The sequence below is a fragment of the Pelagimonas phthalicica genome, from assembly GCF_004364805.1.
Lineage (GTDB): Bacteria > Pseudomonadota > Alphaproteobacteria > Rhodobacterales > Rhodobacteraceae > Pelagimonas > Pelagimonas phthalicica.
The window spans coordinates 1,031,120-1,046,206 of record NZ_SOAP01000002.1 but is presented as its reverse complement, the minus strand read 5'-3'; the positions used below and the strand labels follow the sequence as shown (position 1 = coordinate 1,046,206).

The 15,087-nt window shown below is 58.4% G+C and carries 13 protein-coding genes; 6 read left to right on the top strand and 7 right to left on the bottom strand.

The window, feature by feature from the left end; genetic code table 11:
• Nucleotides 1–8: 8 nt before the first annotated feature.
• Nucleotides 9–452: a DUF4174 domain-containing protein gene (locus tag CLV87_RS15180; protein WP_099246707.1), complete on the bottom strand. Its 444-nt coding sequence runs from the start codon at nucleotides 450–452 to the stop codon at nucleotides 9–11.
• 106 nt (nucleotides 453–558) lie between these two features.
• Here CLV87_RS15180 and CLV87_RS15175 point away from each other — a divergent pair, with 106 nt between their 5' ends.
• Together CLV87_RS15175 and scpA are read left to right on the top strand one after the other, a co-directional pair.
• Entirely contained in the window at nucleotides 559–1,551 is a 993-nt protein-coding gene (locus tag CLV87_RS15175) for a hypothetical protein (protein WP_235871945.1), read from the top strand.
• Entirely contained in the window at nucleotides 1,514–3,643 is a 2,130-nt protein-coding gene (gene scpA, locus CLV87_RS15170; protein ID WP_099246703.1) for a methylmalonyl-CoA mutase, read from the top strand. Before CLV87_RS15175 ends, scpA begins: the two co-directional genes overlap by 38 nt.
• A 70-nt stretch (nucleotides 3,644–3,713) precedes the next feature.
• Here scpA and nhaA read toward each other — a convergent pair whose 3' ends face one another.
• Nucleotides 3,714–4,901 (bottom strand): Na+/H+ antiporter NhaA, encoded by a 1,188-nt coding sequence (gene nhaA, locus CLV87_RS15165; protein WP_099246701.1) that lies wholly within the window; start codon nucleotides 4,899–4,901, stop codon nucleotides 3,714–3,716.
• A gap of 121 nt (nucleotides 4,902–5,022) precedes the next feature.
• Here nhaA and CLV87_RS15160 point away from each other — a divergent pair, with 121 nt between their 5' ends.
• The 4 genes from CLV87_RS15160 to CLV87_RS15145 all read left to right on the top strand — a co-directional run bounded on the left by CLV87_RS15160 (nucleotide 5,023) and on the right by CLV87_RS15145 (nucleotide 7,840).
• On the top strand, nucleotides 5,023–5,634 hold the full coding sequence (locus tag CLV87_RS15160; RefSeq protein WP_099247828.1) for a VOC family protein: 612 nt from the start codon (nucleotides 5,023–5,025) through the stop codon (nucleotides 5,632–5,634).
• Between the two features lie 81 nt (nucleotides 5,635–5,715).
• Nucleotides 5,716–6,396: a molecular chaperone DjiA gene (locus tag CLV87_RS15155; protein WP_099246699.1), complete on the top strand. Its 681-nt coding sequence runs from the start codon at nucleotides 5,716–5,718 to the stop codon at nucleotides 6,394–6,396.
• Nucleotides 6,396–7,403, top strand: coding sequence for an endonuclease/exonuclease/phosphatase family protein (locus CLV87_RS15150; protein WP_099246697.1), 1,008 nt, complete (start codon nucleotides 6,396–6,398; stop codon nucleotides 7,401–7,403). The genes CLV87_RS15155 and CLV87_RS15150 overlap by 1 nt, the downstream gene beginning before the upstream one ends.
• A 74-nt stretch (nucleotides 7,404–7,477) precedes the next feature.
• Nucleotides 7,478–7,840 carry a hypothetical protein gene (locus CLV87_RS15145; protein WP_099246696.1) on the top strand — a complete coding sequence of 121 codons (363 nt, stop codon included), beginning with the start codon at nucleotides 7,478–7,480 and terminating at the stop codon, nucleotides 7,838–7,840.
• A gap of 4 nt (nucleotides 7,841–7,844) precedes the next feature.
• Here CLV87_RS15145 and CLV87_RS15140 read toward each other — a convergent pair whose 3' ends face one another.
• The 5 genes from CLV87_RS15140 to CLV87_RS15120 all read right to left on the bottom strand — a co-directional run bounded on the left by CLV87_RS15140 (nucleotide 7,845) and on the right by CLV87_RS15120 (nucleotide 15,087).
• Nucleotides 7,845–9,386 carry a Ppx/GppA family phosphatase gene (locus CLV87_RS15140; RefSeq protein ID WP_099246694.1) on the bottom strand — a complete coding sequence of 514 codons (1,542 nt, stop codon included), beginning with the start codon at nucleotides 9,384–9,386 and terminating at the stop codon, nucleotides 7,845–7,847.
• Between the two features lie 106 nt (nucleotides 9,387–9,492).
• Nucleotides 9,493–10,791 (bottom strand): flagellin N-terminal helical domain-containing protein, encoded by a 1,299-nt coding sequence (locus CLV87_RS15135; protein ID WP_099246692.1) that lies wholly within the window; start codon nucleotides 10,789–10,791, stop codon nucleotides 9,493–9,495.
• Nucleotides 10,792–11,076: 285 nt separating this feature from the next.
• Nucleotides 11,077–13,248, bottom strand: coding sequence for an RNA degradosome polyphosphate kinase (locus CLV87_RS15130; protein ID WP_099246690.1), 2,172 nt, complete (start codon nucleotides 13,246–13,248; stop codon nucleotides 11,077–11,079).
• Between the two features lie 43 nt (nucleotides 13,249–13,291).
• Nucleotides 13,292–14,020: a P-loop NTPase family protein gene (locus CLV87_RS15125; RefSeq protein ID WP_370739644.1), complete on the bottom strand. Its 729-nt coding sequence runs from the start codon at nucleotides 14,018–14,020 to the stop codon at nucleotides 13,292–13,294.
• Nucleotides 14,020–15,087 carry an AI-2E family transporter gene (locus tag CLV87_RS15120; RefSeq protein ID WP_099246688.1) on the bottom strand — a complete coding sequence of 356 codons (1,068 nt, stop codon included), beginning with the start codon at nucleotides 15,085–15,087 and terminating at the stop codon, nucleotides 14,020–14,022. Before CLV87_RS15120 ends, CLV87_RS15125 begins: the two co-directional genes overlap by 1 nt.

Sequence of the window (15,087 nt, the reverse complement as noted above, 5' to 3'; positions counted from 1 at the left end):
GCTGAAGGTCAACGTTCGCGGATCTCCTGCTGGCGCAGCGGCAGCTTGTCGATGGAACGCGAAATTTCACGCATGTCCCAGGGGGCGGGTTTGCGGATCACCACACTGCCATCCTTGGCCAGCACCACCAGCATAAAGCCGCGCGCGCGCAACGCTTTGCGCACCTCGCTGCGCGCCTTTGGGTCCGTGTCGGTGATCACCACCACATCGCGCTCCAGCAACGCCTCTGGTCGCTCCTCGATCAGCCGCATTTGTTCGGCAAAGCGCGGATCATTGGGGCTGTCGGCAAAGACCACCACCACCCGTTTGATCCAGGCCCACTCCTCAAGAGAGGTGTCCGAGGCATCCCGGATCAAGGTAAACGGCTCTTCGGCCTCGGTCGCGCTGAGCACAGGTGAGGCCAGCAGAGCAGGGATGAGGGCCAAGGCGGCCAGACGGGAAAATGCGTTCATACACATAGATATAGGGTGCGAAACGAAAGCTGCACAGTCCACAGGGCGCGGGAACCGGAAAAATTTTAGCATTAACGAGTTTCTCATAAGCGGCAGGCCATCCTTGTTGGCATCTGCAACTGCCCGTGTCGCTGCTGACGCGGGTCTGGCTAAGGGCCGCTGCCTCATGGATGTCATCCTGCATATCGGTGCGCATCGCACCGGATCGACAAGTTTTCAGCAATATCTACGCGCCAATCGCAGCGCTTTGATGACGCAAGGGGTTGGGTTTTGGGGGCCATGGCGGACCCGCAAGGGACTGCTTGACGGTGTTGCGGATCGCCCGGTTTCGCCCAAGCAAACCAAACGCGCCATTGGCCGTGTGCAGATGAACCTTGCTGGTGCCGCGCGGCAGGGGATGACGCATCTTGTTGTGTCAGACGAAAACCTGATTGGAACGGCGCGGCGCAGCCTGCGCGCGCGGGTGATGTATCCTGACATTGGCGAACGCATGGCGCGGGTCAACGCAGCCTTTGACCCGATCACCCGGGTGGTCTTGCAGATCCGCTCGCCTGATCGCTGGTGGGGGTCGGTCATGGCCTATCTCGTGCCGCGCGGCGAATCCGTGCCCAGCGATGCGGTGCGTGACAGCATCGCCCATTCCGACCGCAGCTGGCGTCACGTCATCACCGATATTGCCTGCGCCTGCCCCGAAGCCGAGATTTTGGTGACGCCCTTTGAACACTTTGCCTCCCATCCGGATGAGCTTTTGGCGATGGCGACCCAGAAACCAGGCCAACCCGGTACCGGGATTGGGGAATTCTGGGCCAATCGCAGCCCCAACCTTCAGGAATTGCGCGAGGTCCTGCTGGATCGCGGCGATTTCCCCGACTTGCTGCCGGATGAAACCGGACGCTGGCAGCCCTTTACACCGTTTCAGGCCTCCGCCCTGCGCGAGGCCTATGCCGATGACCTCTACTGGCTGCGTGCCGGAGCCGAGGGATTGGCGCATTTGAGAGAAGATCCCATGCCCGCAAGATCGGAAAAACCGACGGCGGTGCTGACTGAGAGAGGACAAGCCTATGACCGATCTGCCCGACGATTGGAAGAAACTCGCTGAAAAAGAACTGCGGGGCCGCCCGCTGGATGATCTGACCTGGAACACCTTGGAAGGGATTGAGGTCAAACCGCTTTATACGGCGGAGGATACAGCGGATCTCGACCATATGAACACGCTGCCTGGCGTAGGGCCGTTCACCCGTGGGGTGAAGGCGACCATGTATGCGGGCCGACCTTGGACCATCCGCCAATATGCAGGTTTCTCCACGGCTGAGGAATCCAACGCCTTTTACCGCAAAAACCTGGCGGCCGGTCAGCAAGGTGTTTCGGTTGCTTTCGATCTGGCCACGCACCGCGGCTATGACTCCGATCACCCGCGCGTTGTTGGCGATGTGGGCAAGGCTGGGGTTGCCATCGACAGCGTCGAGGATATGAAAATCCTCTTTGACGGTATCCCGCTCGACAAGGTCTCGGTTTCGATGACCATGAACGGCGCGGTGATCCCGATCCTGGCGAACTTCATTGTGGCGGGCGAAGAGCAGGGCCATGACAAAAGCCTGCTGGCGGGCACCATTCAGAATGACATTCTGAAAGAGTTCATGGTGCGCAACACCTATATCTATCCGCCCGAACCCTCGATGCGGATCATTTCGGACATCATCGAATATACCTCGAATGAGATGCCGAAATTCAACTCGATCTCGATTTCCGGCTACCACATGCAAGAGGCCGGGGCGAACCTGGTGCAGGAACTGGCCTATACGCTGGCGGATGGGCGCGAATATGTGCGTGCGGCGATCAATGCAGGCATGGATGTGGACAAATTCGCGGGTCGCCTGAGCTTCTTCTTTGCCATTGGCATGAACTTCTTCATGGAGGCGGCCAAGTTGCGCGCCGCGCGCACCCTTTGGCATCGTGTGATGACCGAATTCGGGGCCAAGTCTGAACGCTCCAAGATGCTGCGCACCCACTGCCAGACCTCGGGCGTGTCCCTGCAGGAACAGGACCCCTATAACAACGTGATCCGCACCGCTTACGAGGCGATGAGCGCGGTTCTGGGCGGCACACAATCCCTGCATACCAATGCCTTGGACGAGGCGATTGCATTGCCGACTGAATTCAGCGCCCGCATCGCCCGCAACACCCAGATCATCCTGCAAGAGGAAACCGGCGTCACCAATGTGGTCGATCCGCTGGCGGGCTCTTACTATGTCGAAAGCCTGACGGATCAGCTGATCAACGACGCCTGGGCCTTGATGCAAGAGGTCGAGGAAATGGGCGGCATGACCAAGGCTGTGGCCAGCGGCATGCCCAAGCTGCGGATCGAGGAATCGGCGGCCAAGCGTCAGGCGATGATCGACCGGGGCGACGAAGTCATCGTTGGGGTGAACAAGTACAAGCTCGACAAGGAAGACGAGCTTGAGATCCTCGATGTGGACAATATGGCTGTGCGTGACAGCCAGATCGCGCGTCTGACCCAAATGCGTTCGGATCGGGACGAAACGGCCTGTCAGGCTGCTTTGGCCGAGCTGACCCGTCGCGCCAAGGAAGGTGGAAACCTGCTGGAGGCCGCGGTTGAGGCGGCCCGTGCACGTGCCTCTGTGGGGGAAATCAGCATGGCAATGGAAGAAGAATTTGGACGTCACCGCGCCGAAGTCAAAACCCTGGCCGGTGTTTATGGGGCTGCCTATGAGGGGGATGAGGGCTTTGCCGCCATCCAGAAAGATATCGAAGCCTTTGCCGAAGCAGAGGGGCGCCGCCCCCGGATGCTGGTGGTCAAGATGGGCCAGGACGGCCATGACCGTGGGGCCAAGGTGATCGCCACGGCCTTTGCCGATATCGGCTTTGACGTTGATGTGGGCCCGCTCTTCCAGACCCCGGATGAGGCCGCGCAGGATGCGATCGACAATGACGTGCATGTGGTCGGTATCAGCTCGCAGGCGGCGGGTCACAAGACACTGGCACCACAGCTGATCGAAGAGCTGAAAAAGCAAGGGGCCGAGGATATTCTGGTGATCTGCGGCGGGGTGATCCCGCAGCAGGATTACGACTTCCTCAAATCCGCTGGTGTGAAGGCGATCTTTGGTCCGGGCACCAATATCCCCGAGGCTGCTCAAGACATTCTACGCCTGATCCGTGATGCTCGCGCCTAAGCAGCTATAAACGCAAAAAAGCGCGCCCTTGTATAGAACAAGGGCGCGCTTTCATTTTTGAATCAGCGTCTTATTCCGCAGCGACCTTAGCGCCTTCAGGCTCGGCAGCGGTCGACAGGCGCAGGGCGGCATAGCCAATGACACCGGAGACCAAAGAGCCCAGCAATACGCCCAGACGGACATGGTTCATCAGCTCTGGATCGGCAAAGCTGAGCGAGCCGATGAAGAGCGACATGGTAAACCCGATCCCGGCGAGACAGGCCACACCATAGATCTGCGCCCAATTCGCGCCCGCAGGCGGTTGTGCGAGGCGCAGCTTGACCATCAGCCAGGTCACGCCAAAGACGCCAATCTGCTTGCCGAGGATCAGGCCAAGCGCGATGCCCAAAGGCAGCGGTGCGGCCAGGTCAGACAGGCTCAGCCCCGTCAGAACCACACCGGCATTGGCAAAGGCAAAGACCGGGATGATCAGGTAAAGCACATAAGGCGTCAGCCCATGTTCCATCGAATGCAGCGGGGACTTGCCCCATTTATCCGTCAGCGGGATGAAAAAGGCGGTCACAACCCCGGCCAGCGTCGCATGAACGCCGGATTTCAGCACCAGCACCCACATGATCACCCCAAGGAAGAGGATCGGCGCGACGCGGTGAACCTTTTTGAGGTTCAGCCAAAGCATCGCGAGGGCAGGCACCAGCGCCATCAGCAGGTAATCGACCTTGAGCTCAGCGGTGTAGAAAATCGCGATGATTAGGATCGCACCAATATCGTCAAGAATGGCCAGCGTTAGCAGAAATACCTTGAGCGAGGACGGCACACGATCTCCGACCAGCGCCAACACCCCGAGGGCAAAGGCAATATCGGTCGCAGCAGGGATGGCCCAGCCATTGATCGTGGCCGTATTGCCCCAGTTGAACATGACAAAGATCAGCGCAGGCACAACCATGCCCCCCACTGCCGCCATGCCCGGCAGAACCACATCCGAGGGTTTCTTGAGCTTGCCCTCAAGCAACTCGCGTTTCAGTTCCAACCCGATCAAAAAGAAGAAAATCGCCATCAACCCGTCATTGATCCACAGGATCGCCGGTTTCTCCAGACCGGTCCCGTTGATCGTCACGGACAGGACGCTGCCCAGCACGGCGTCATAGGCACCCGACAGGCCGGAATTGGCGACAACCAGCGCAGCCAGGGCTGCCGCCATCAGCAGCAATCCCCCCGACGCCTCGTGCCGGAAAAAGCGGTCTATCATTCTAAGCAGCATCTATCCCTCGCGATTTGGTGAAGTCCTAAGAAAGGTGGGCCGAACTTGCATCTTTTCAAGACAAAATCGGTCAGGTTTTGTAGGATATAGAGGCGTTTTCAACGGTTTTGGAGGGATGCGGATGCTGGCTTTGGATCATATCGCAGTTTTGGGTGAAAGCCTGGAAGAGGCAGCGGCCCATTTGGAGGCGGCGGTTGGTATCCCGCTCTTGCCCGGTGGGCGGCATAATCGCTTTGGAACCCATAACCGTTTGCTTGGCATGGCACCGGATCTCTATATCGAAGCGATTGCGGTTGATCCGGCGGCAGAGCCTCCGACGGATGCGCGCTGGTTCGGGTTGGATCATTTCTCGGGGCCTGCGCGGTTGGACAAATGGATTTGCCGGGTTGAGGATATGGTATCTGCTCTGCAAGCGCTGCCCATAGCAGGTGAACCGATTGAGGTTTCGCGCGGCGGGCTCAGTTGGACCATGGCGGTGCCCAAAGACGGGTTTTTACCCTTTGATGGCCTGTTCCCGGCCCTGATCCAATGGCATGGCACGCAGATCCCGGGCCGAACATTGCCCAAAGGCGGCGTTCGTCTGCAACAGCTCACCGTGTCGCATCCCGAAGCGGATGCGCTGCAAGCCCTGCTGGCCCCCCACCTGTCCGAGCCGTTGATCCGCTTTGAAACCGCAGCCCCCGGATTGGCAGCAGAGCTTGAAACACCGCTTGGCGAGGTCCAATTGACATAAATCCGCCGGGCCGTGTTGCAGGCGCAGAAATTTCTGCAATGACCGCCTGACACTGCTTCTTTGCTCGCGTAAGGTGCGCCTATGTCGATTTGGTCTCGTATATCCAACGCTGTTGCGGCGCTCGCCTCTGGCGAGGGCCTGTCGGCGGTGTTTGAGAAACTGCGCAGCCCGCCGGAAAAATCGATTGCCTTTACCATTGCGGTGATCGCCCTGTCGGCCAAAATGGCCAAGGCGGATGGCTTGGTCACCCGGGATGAGGTCACCGCCTTTCGCGAAGTGTTTCAGATCGCCAGCGAGGATGAGGCAGGTGCCGCCAAGGTGTTCAACCTCGCCCGTCAGGACGTTGCGGGCTTTCAGGATTATGCCAAACGCATCCGCGCGATGTTTGGCGATGAGCCGGGCACGCTGTGTGACTTGATGGAGGGGCTGTTCCATATCGCCATGGCCGACGGCACCTATCACCCGGCCGAGGACCAGTTTCTGCATGATGTGGCCGAGATTTTTGGCATTGATGACAATCGTTTCCGCGCCATGCGCGCCCGCTTTGTCCCCGATGCCACACCTGATCCCTACACCGTTCTAGGTGTGACACCAGATATGCCGATGGATGAGATCCGCAAACATTGGCGGCAATTGGTGCGCGAAAGCCATCCCGATGTGATGATCGCCCGCGGTGTTCCTGCCGAGGCGGTCAAACTGTCGGAACGGCGCATGCAAGACATCAATGACGCCTGGGCCGAGATCAACGGAAAACCGGCCTGATGCGTCTGGCCACCTACAATGTCGAATGGTTCGATGCGCTGTTTGATCGACGCGGGCAGCTTTTGGCAGATGGGGAATGGTCAGCGCGACACAATGTGACCCGCGCCCAGCAGGCCGAGGCACTGGGCATTGTATTCACCGCGTTGAACGCCGACGGCATCATGATCATCGAGGCCCCCGATACCAGTTCGAAACGCTCGACCACCAAGGCGCTGACCAGTTTTGCCCAGGCCTATGACTTGCGCTGCCGCGAGGTGGTCACCGGGTTCACCAATGACACCCAGCAGGAAATTGCCTTTCTGTATGATCCCGACGTGCTGAGCGTGCGCCATGACCCCAAAGGGGCAGGGGATATGGATGCGCCGGTCTTTGATCAGGTTTTTGGCATTGATCTGGATATTGACGCCAGTCGCGACGAGGTGACCTTTTCCAAACCGCCTTTGGAATTGGAGGTCACCACCAAAGCTGGCAAAAGCTTGCGCCTGATTGGCGCACATCTGAAATCCAAGGCACCCCATGGCGCGCGGTCCCGGGATGAGGTTATGCGCATCTCGATCGCCAACCGTCGCAAGCAATTGGCGCAGGCGATTTGGCTGCGCCGCCGGGTGGAAAGCCATCTGAGCGCCGACGATCCTGTCATCGTGATGGGGGACCTGAATGATGGTCCGGGTCTGGACGAATACGAGAACCTGTTTGGGCGCAGTTCGGTCGAGATCGTGCTGGGCGAAGGGGAGGCCGCCTTGTTTGATCCCCATGCGGATGAGGCTCTGGCCAGCAAGCTGGGTGCACATCCCACGACCTCGCGCTTTTACCTCAAGGACAAAAAGCGCTATTTGCAGGCCTTGCTGGATTACATCATGGTTTCGCCTGACTTGCAGGCCTTGAATGCACACTGGTGCATCTGGCATCCCTTTGATGATCAAAATTGCTGGTCCGTGCCCGAGCTGCGCGAGGCTTTGCTAACTGCCTCGGATCACTTCCCGGTCACGTTGGACATTGACCTTTAAGCAAGGTTTGGCTGGTCCGGCGGACTCGCCAAGTTTCCCCTTACGTCACAAAACCGTGCCCCTATATTCAAGACATGACTCGTTTTGCTACCCCCGTGATCGTCGCCCTTACCATGGCTTCCCCCGTCTTTGCTGATGACAAAGAAGGGCCTTCGCTGATGGAGCAGGGGGCCAAGATGTTTTTCCAAGGGTTGATGGAAGAAATGGAACCGGCCTTGAAAGAGCTGGAAGGCATGGCCGAAGAAATGGAACCCATGCTCAAGGATTTTGCCGCCGAAATGGGGCCAGCCCTGAAAGAGATGTTCGGCAAGGTCGAGGATTGGAGCCTTTACCACTCGCCAGAAATGCTGCCCAATGGTGACATTATCATACGCCGCCGCACCGAAGAAGAGGTCGCCGAAGAGCAGCCGGAAACGGGCGGTGAGATCGACCTGTAAGCGGTCAATCCACAACCATCTCTGCACTCTCCGCCTGCAAAGCTGCGGCCAAAGAGCGAAAGCGCGCCTCGGTGACTTCGCCATATAGCGGCGCAGATTTTTCCGACAGGCGCAGGGACAGATCGCGCGTTTTTGGATCCCATAACAGTTGCGCCTCTTCGCGGGTCAGCTTGTCCATCCACAGCATCGCCCCCAAACGCATGGCCTTGCCGAGGATTTCCGCCTCAAGCTGGTCGTCCTGATCGAGCAGATCAAACAATGGCTCAAAATGCGTGCCCTCGGGTTTGTTGCGATAGCGATAAAGCAGCGAAATCCCCAGATAGACCCGTTCGGAATGTTTGAGCCCGCCCAGATTGGCGCGGGTGGCATTGTCAAAACAGATTTCCGCCCGGTAGTCGGGATGCGCGCGCCAGCTAACATCATGCATGAGGCAAGCGGCCTTGATCAGGCGCAGGCGGGTTTCGTCGGCATCGGGAAAGAGCGGTTTCACAAAGGAATACAAACGCTTGCCAAAGCCAGGCAGGCGGGCATCCTTGGCCTCTGAGAACCGGCTAGCTTCGATCAACGGATCGCGGCGGCGCAGCTCTTCGGGCATTTGTTCATACAACATGCCTTCGCGAATACCGTAGCTGGAAATGGCGATATCGGCGGGTTTGAACTGTTTCAACAACTCTTCCAGAACCTCCGCCGCATAAGGAAGCAGCGACATGCGGGTCGAGGATATCCCGCAAAGCTTGCGCAACTCTTCGGGTGTGTGTTGTTCGATAAAGGTGATGGTTTGGGCGACGGCATCCGCATCCATGCGGTATTCGTGCAGCACATGCAGCGGGTAATCGCGGCGCAGCATGTCGACTTTGGCCAAGGCGCGCCAACTGCCACCAACCAGGAACAAACGGTCGCGCTGCTTGCCCATATGATCGCGCAACTCAGCCATAACGGTTTTAATCCGGGCCTTGCGGGCCTCGGCCCCGCCTTCCAGGTCCCGCAGTTTCAGCGGCCCAAGTGGCGAGGTTACGCGCCGCCCGACCTGTCCGTCGTGGATCTCGGCCAGCTCCATGGAGGACCCGCCAATGTCGCAGATCAACCCATAAGACCCTGGCCAGCCGAGCAAGACGCCCTGGGCTGACAGCCGGGCTTCTTCTTCGCCATCAATGACATAGACGGTCAGGCCGGTCTCTTTCTCGATGATCTCTTTGAATTCCGGCCCGTCTTCAGCCTCGCGCATGGCGGCGGTGGCGACAACGGTGAGCGGGGCAAGGTCCATGCCTTCGGCCAGACATTGAAACCGGCGCAGCGCCACCAAAGCACGTTCGCGCCCTTCGGGGTTCAAACGCCCGGTTTCATTCATGCCAGCGCCAAGGCCGCAGAGGATCTTTTCGTTAAAGAAATAGGCCGGGCTGCGCGCCGCGCCGTCAAATACAACCATCCGAACCGAGTTTGATCCGATATCGACCACACCAACGCGGCTAAGCCCACGGGATTTCGCATCTTCAAACAAAGGACGCCCGAACGGGCCCCAATCATCCTGCGGCAGGCTGTTTTGCATATGGTATGACCCCCGGACTTTTACCCATATGGCCTGAGTATCGTCCGGGGGTCAATCGCTTGAAAGCGTTGCGATTTGTCACTGGGTTTTCAGCGCAATCACAGGTTTAGCGGAACAATGCCAGCAAGGTGGATGGCGATTGGTTCGCAATCGACAGGGCCTGAACCGCCAGCTGTTGCTGCACCTGCAGGGCCTGCAACTTGGCCGAGGATTCTTCCATATTGGCATCTGTCAGCGCACCGATTCCGGATTTCAGTGAGTCGGTGAGTTTGCCGATAAAGTTGGATTGAGTTTCAATCCGTCCCTGATCCGAGCCAAAAGCCGCCGAGGCTTCGACCGCAACTTGGATCAACCCTTCGATCTGACCCAAGGCGTCATCCGCGCCGGAGGCGGTTGAGACATCCAAGCTGCTCAGCGCCTCGAGCCCGCCGCCAATCGTGTTGCCTGCATCGGCATCCAAACGGTTGATGGCCACCTGGATTGTGTCAGAGCCGGTCGTGACATTCGAACTGAGCGAGATGGTCGAGCCTGAGAAGGTCAGCGCCAGCTCATCACTGGTGTGATCGTTGGAATGCGCAAAGGCCTGCCATTTTTTCCCTAGTGCGTTGACCACATCGGCCATGGTGTCCCCTTCGGCCGCCACATAGGTCAGGTCACCAGCCGCCATTTCGGCCTGGGTTTCCGTGGCCGCAGCGGTGGAGCGGTAATTGGCTTGGGTAAAGCTGGAATCGTTGGCGTCGGTGCCAAAGACCGAGATGGAAAAGGCCGCACCGGCCTCGGCCACCAGGCTGCTGGCGTCGATGGTCGCGGTTTGCGTGGCGTTCAGCGTGGCAGTGGCCGCATCGGCGGCATATGTCCCACCCGAGGCCGCCACGGTTGACGCGTTGGTCGACAAATCCTGCTTTTTCACATTCATCGTGGTGGTCGTGACACCGGTCGAAGAGCGATCCAGCGACGCCATGATATTGATACTACCCGATCCCGCATCGGTGGATTGGTTTTGCAGCAGGTTTTCACCGTTGAACTGCGCCGCCTTGGCGATATCGTTGATCTGCGTGGTCAGTGCCTCGATATCCGCCTGGATCTTGGAGCGGTCGACATTGTCCTCTTGGGCCGCGACGATCTTGCCTTTCATATCGGTCAAAAGGTCGGTGATCGTTTCCGCACCCTGGCGCGCCACAGCGACAGTGGAATTGCCCAGGTTCAGGTTGTCAGAAATGGTTTTGAAGCCCGCTACATCAGCTTCCATGGTTTTGGCAATCGCCCAGACGGCAGAGTTGTCCCCGGGCCGGGCCACCTTTTTACCGGTGGAGATTTCGGCCTGAACAGTGCTCATTTCGCTGTTGATGGCCTTGAGCGTTTGCAGTGCGATGCTCGCACTATTGTTGGTCAGAATACTCGACATCAGTCTCGCCTCTTTTTCAGGTCAAGGCGTTTACACGCCAGCGCCGCGGGTTTTGCGGCAAGTCCAGCGTCTTCTGACGGATGCAGACCCGAAATTACGGGCAGCGCCACTTGTTACCAAAGTGCGAATTCACATTCTCAAAGGAGGCTTAACGCGTCTTTAACGATTTGAGGCCCTTGCAGGGTCTTTTTGCGGCGAAAATGGGGCGAAACCCTGTGGATAAAACCTTGCAACGAAAAAGCCCGGCGAGCGGGCCGGGCTTTGTTTATTACTCTTCCAATGATATTAATCTGTATGGGTCAGTTTGGGAACGTCCTTGGCCCCGGCGGAACCGCGCCCGGACAGCGATGGGTTTTCCATAAAGAACTTGTGGCAGTTAAAGGGTTTTTCACCTTCGGCCACCGCATGGCGGGTGAATTTCCCGCTGGGTTCCATGATCCAGCTTTGGGCGGTATCCGCCAGATTGGCCGCCATGATCTGGCTCACGATCTGCGCCTTTACGGTGGGGTTCTCGATCTCGACCCCGGTTTCAATCCGTCGGTTCAGGTTGCGCCCCATCCAGTCCGCAGAGGAAATAAACACCCGCGCTTTCTTGTGTGGCAGCCCGTGACCATTGCCAAAGCAGACGATCCGCGAATGTTCAAGGAAGCGTCCGACAACCGATTTCACGCGGATATTCTCGCTCAAACCTTTGATGCCCGGACGCAACCCGCAAATCCCGCGCACAACGCAGTCGATCTTCACCCCGTCTTGCGAGGCTTTGTAAAGCGCGTCGATGATTTCAGGTTCGATCAAGGAATTCAGCTTGATCCAGATCTGTGCAGGACGTCCGGCGCGGGCATGGGCGGCCTCGGCCTCAATCATCTCGATCATGCCCGATTTCAGCGTATGCGGCGAGATCAGCAGGTTGTCCAATGTCTCGGGGCGGGCATAGCCGCTGAGATAGTTGAACAGTTTGGCCGCATCACGCCCCAGCGCTTTGTCTGAGGTGAAAAAGCTGAGATCGGTGTAAATCTTGGCGGTGATCGGGTGGTAATTGCCGGTGCCCCAATGGGTATATGTGACCAGCTTGTCCCCTTCACGGCGCACCACAGACGAAATCTTGGCGTGGGTTTTCCAATCAAGGAATCCATAGACCACCTGCGCGCCCGCCCGTTCCAACCGACGAGACTGCCGAATATTGGCGGCCTCGTCAAAACGCGCCTTCAGCTCGACCAAGGCAGTGACCGATTTGCCATCCTCGGCCGCCTCACACAGGGCTTCGACAATGGGCGAGTTATGCGAGGTGCGATAAAGCGTTTGCTTGATCGCCACCACATCCGGGTCCATCGCCGCCTGCCGCAAAAAACGCACGACCATATCAAAGGTCTCGTAAGGGTGATGCAGCAGCATGTCCTTTTGCGTGATCGCCTCGAACATGTCGCCGTCAAAGTCCTGCACGCGTTCAGGCACACGTGGAGTAAAGCTGCGCCAGAGCAGATCAGGACGGGCATCGATCACCAGTTCTTTGGTGTCTCCAATGCCAATCAGCCCTTCTTGTTCGATGACTTCTTTGTCGCTGACATGCAGCTCGTCCATGACGATCTTGCGCAGCTTGGCCGAAGCCCCGGCGGTGATGGTCAGACGCACCACTTCGCCCCGGCGGCGGCGTTTCAGGGCGACTTCAAATTCGCGCACCAGATCTTCGGCTTCTTCCTCGACCTCGATATCGCTGTCGCGCAGCACACGGAACCCGAAATGGTCCCGGCAACGATAGCCCGGGAACAGCCCGTCCACATGCAGGATCAGCACGTCTTCGAGCAGGATAAACCGGTGTTTGCCCGCCTCAGCAGGCAGTTTCATAAAGCGATCAATCTGGGCCGGGATCGGCACAAGGGCTTGTAGGCCCTTCTTGTCCTTGATCCGCTCCAGCTGCATGGCGATGCAAAACCCCATATTCGGGATAAACGGGAAAGGGTGGGCCGGATCGATGGCCAGCGGGGACAGGACTGGAAACACGTGGTCCAGGAAAGCATCGGCCAGATGTTTCTTATCCGCCTCGGTCACATCTTCAAGCGAGACCATTTCGATCCCCGCAGCCTCAAGCTCTTGGCGCAGGGCAACATAGACCTGTTGCTGCTTGGCCATGAGGTTGCGCGCGTCTTCGTCGATCAGGTCAAGCTGCTCTGCCGGGGTGAGTCCGTCAGCGGCTGGCATATTGTTGCCCGCATGTGCCAGTTCGCGCAGACCAGCCACGCGCACCGTATAGAATTCGTCCAGATTGGTGGCGGAAATCGACAAAAAGCGCATGCGTTCCAGCAAAGGCACCCGCGGATTTTCAGCCTCTTCCAGAACCCGCCAGTTAAACCCCAGCCAGCTCAGCTCGCGATTGTGAAATCGACCGGGGCCAGTGATGTCAACATCGGGCAGATCGATCGGGGCGGGAAGCGGGGATTTGAGAAAGTCAGCTTGGGTCATGGGGCCTTATGCCGTCTGCATTGCAACTTTATTATGACATGGATCAGTCTTGCCCGTCAGTCGCGTTTTCCACTGTGTCGTTGGGTGTTTCATCAGCCCCGGTCATCTCGGACAGGATTTGAATGGCCAAGGGGCGGTTCACTCCGGATGGGCGGGTCAATGAGGCCCGGTCAAGCCGATCAACCAGCGTGCGCGCCGCCTCGTAACTGCGGGGCATCTGGCGCAGCAGATAGGGGATCACATCGCTGGCAGGCACGATCTGACGGTCCGAGAAAAGCTTGACCAACAGCGCCGATAGCAGCATGTCATCCGGCCCGCTCAGGGTTGCAGATTGCGCGCCTTGGATGCGACTGTGCAGGTCTGGCAATTGCAGCGGCCAAAGCTTGGGCGCGGCGCAACCGGTCAGCATCAGGGAATGGCCCTGCGCCAACACCAGATTGTGCAAATGAAACATCGCCTCTTCGGCACGCAGATTGCCCGCGATCTGGTCAACGTTTTCGACGCAGATATTCTGATCGGCAAGGCTTGGGATATCGGCATATTCCAGCCCCTGCGCCGCAACGATCCGCGCGCCCGACATCTTGGCCCAGACATGGGCCAGATGGGTCTTGCCCGATCCTGCCTTGCCATTCAGGACCATCTTATGGCCAGCCCAGTTTTCCCAGCTTTCCACCAGTGCCACGGCCAGCGCATTAGATTCACTGACGAAAAAGTCCTCTCTCCCCAGCGCCGTCAACACGGGCAGGGGGATCTGCAGTTGCTCGATCAACATTATAGTTCCTTGCGTTCCGTCAATCCGCGATACAAGCGGCTGCCGGTGTATTGTGCGGTGGCAAAGCGGGCCAAAACCCCGATTGCCGCGGCCAGGGGCACAGCGACCAGCATGCCCACAAAGCCGAAAAGAGATCCGAAGACGGAAAGGGCCAGCAAGAGCCAGACCGGGTGCAACCCGACCGAAGAGCCAACCCAGCGCGGCGTCAGGATATTGCCCTCGATGAATTGGCCAGATTGGAAGATCGCCCAGACCGCCACAATCCAATGCCATTCGCCCCAGAACTGGAACAGGGCCAGCCCGATGGCCAGCAATCCTCCGACCAGCGCGCCGACATAGGGGATAAAGGTCAACATGCCCGCGACGACGCCGACAATCAGGCCGAATTGCAAACCGACCATCCACAGCGCCAGCGCGTAATAGACGCCCAGCACCATGCAGACCGAGCCCATGCCGCGAACAAAGCCCGACAGCACTTTGTCGATCTCTCCGGCCAGTTGGCGCACGACTTCGCTATGATCTCGCGGGACCAGGGCATCGATCCGCGCAATCATCCGATCCCAGTCAAGCAACAGATAAACGGCCACCACTGGAACGATCAGAAACAGGATGGCAATGTCCAGAACTGTCTTGGCCGAGTTGAACAGGGTGTTGATCACCCGCCCGCCTTGGTCCTGAATGGTTTGGCCAATCTTGATCAGGGTTTCGCGAACGACGCTGTTTTCATCCAAAAGGTTGGGGAAACGCTCGGTCAGAAAGCTTTGCAAATCGTTGAACAATTGCGGCGCGAATTGCACCAGCGCCAACGCCTGCGAGATCAAGGTCGGAATGATCGCCAGAGCCAGTACGACAAAGGCCAAAACCCCGATAACGGTGATGGTTCCGGTTGCGGCCCCGCGCGAAAATCCCATGCGTTCCAGCCGATCCGCGACCGGATCGAGGAAATAGGCAATCGCCCCGCCCAAGACAAAGGGCAGCAAAACGTCGCCAAGAAACCAAAGCACCAGCGAAAACACCGCTGCTGTCAGTCCCCAGTATTTCAATTGATCCCGTACTGGCAGGGCCAT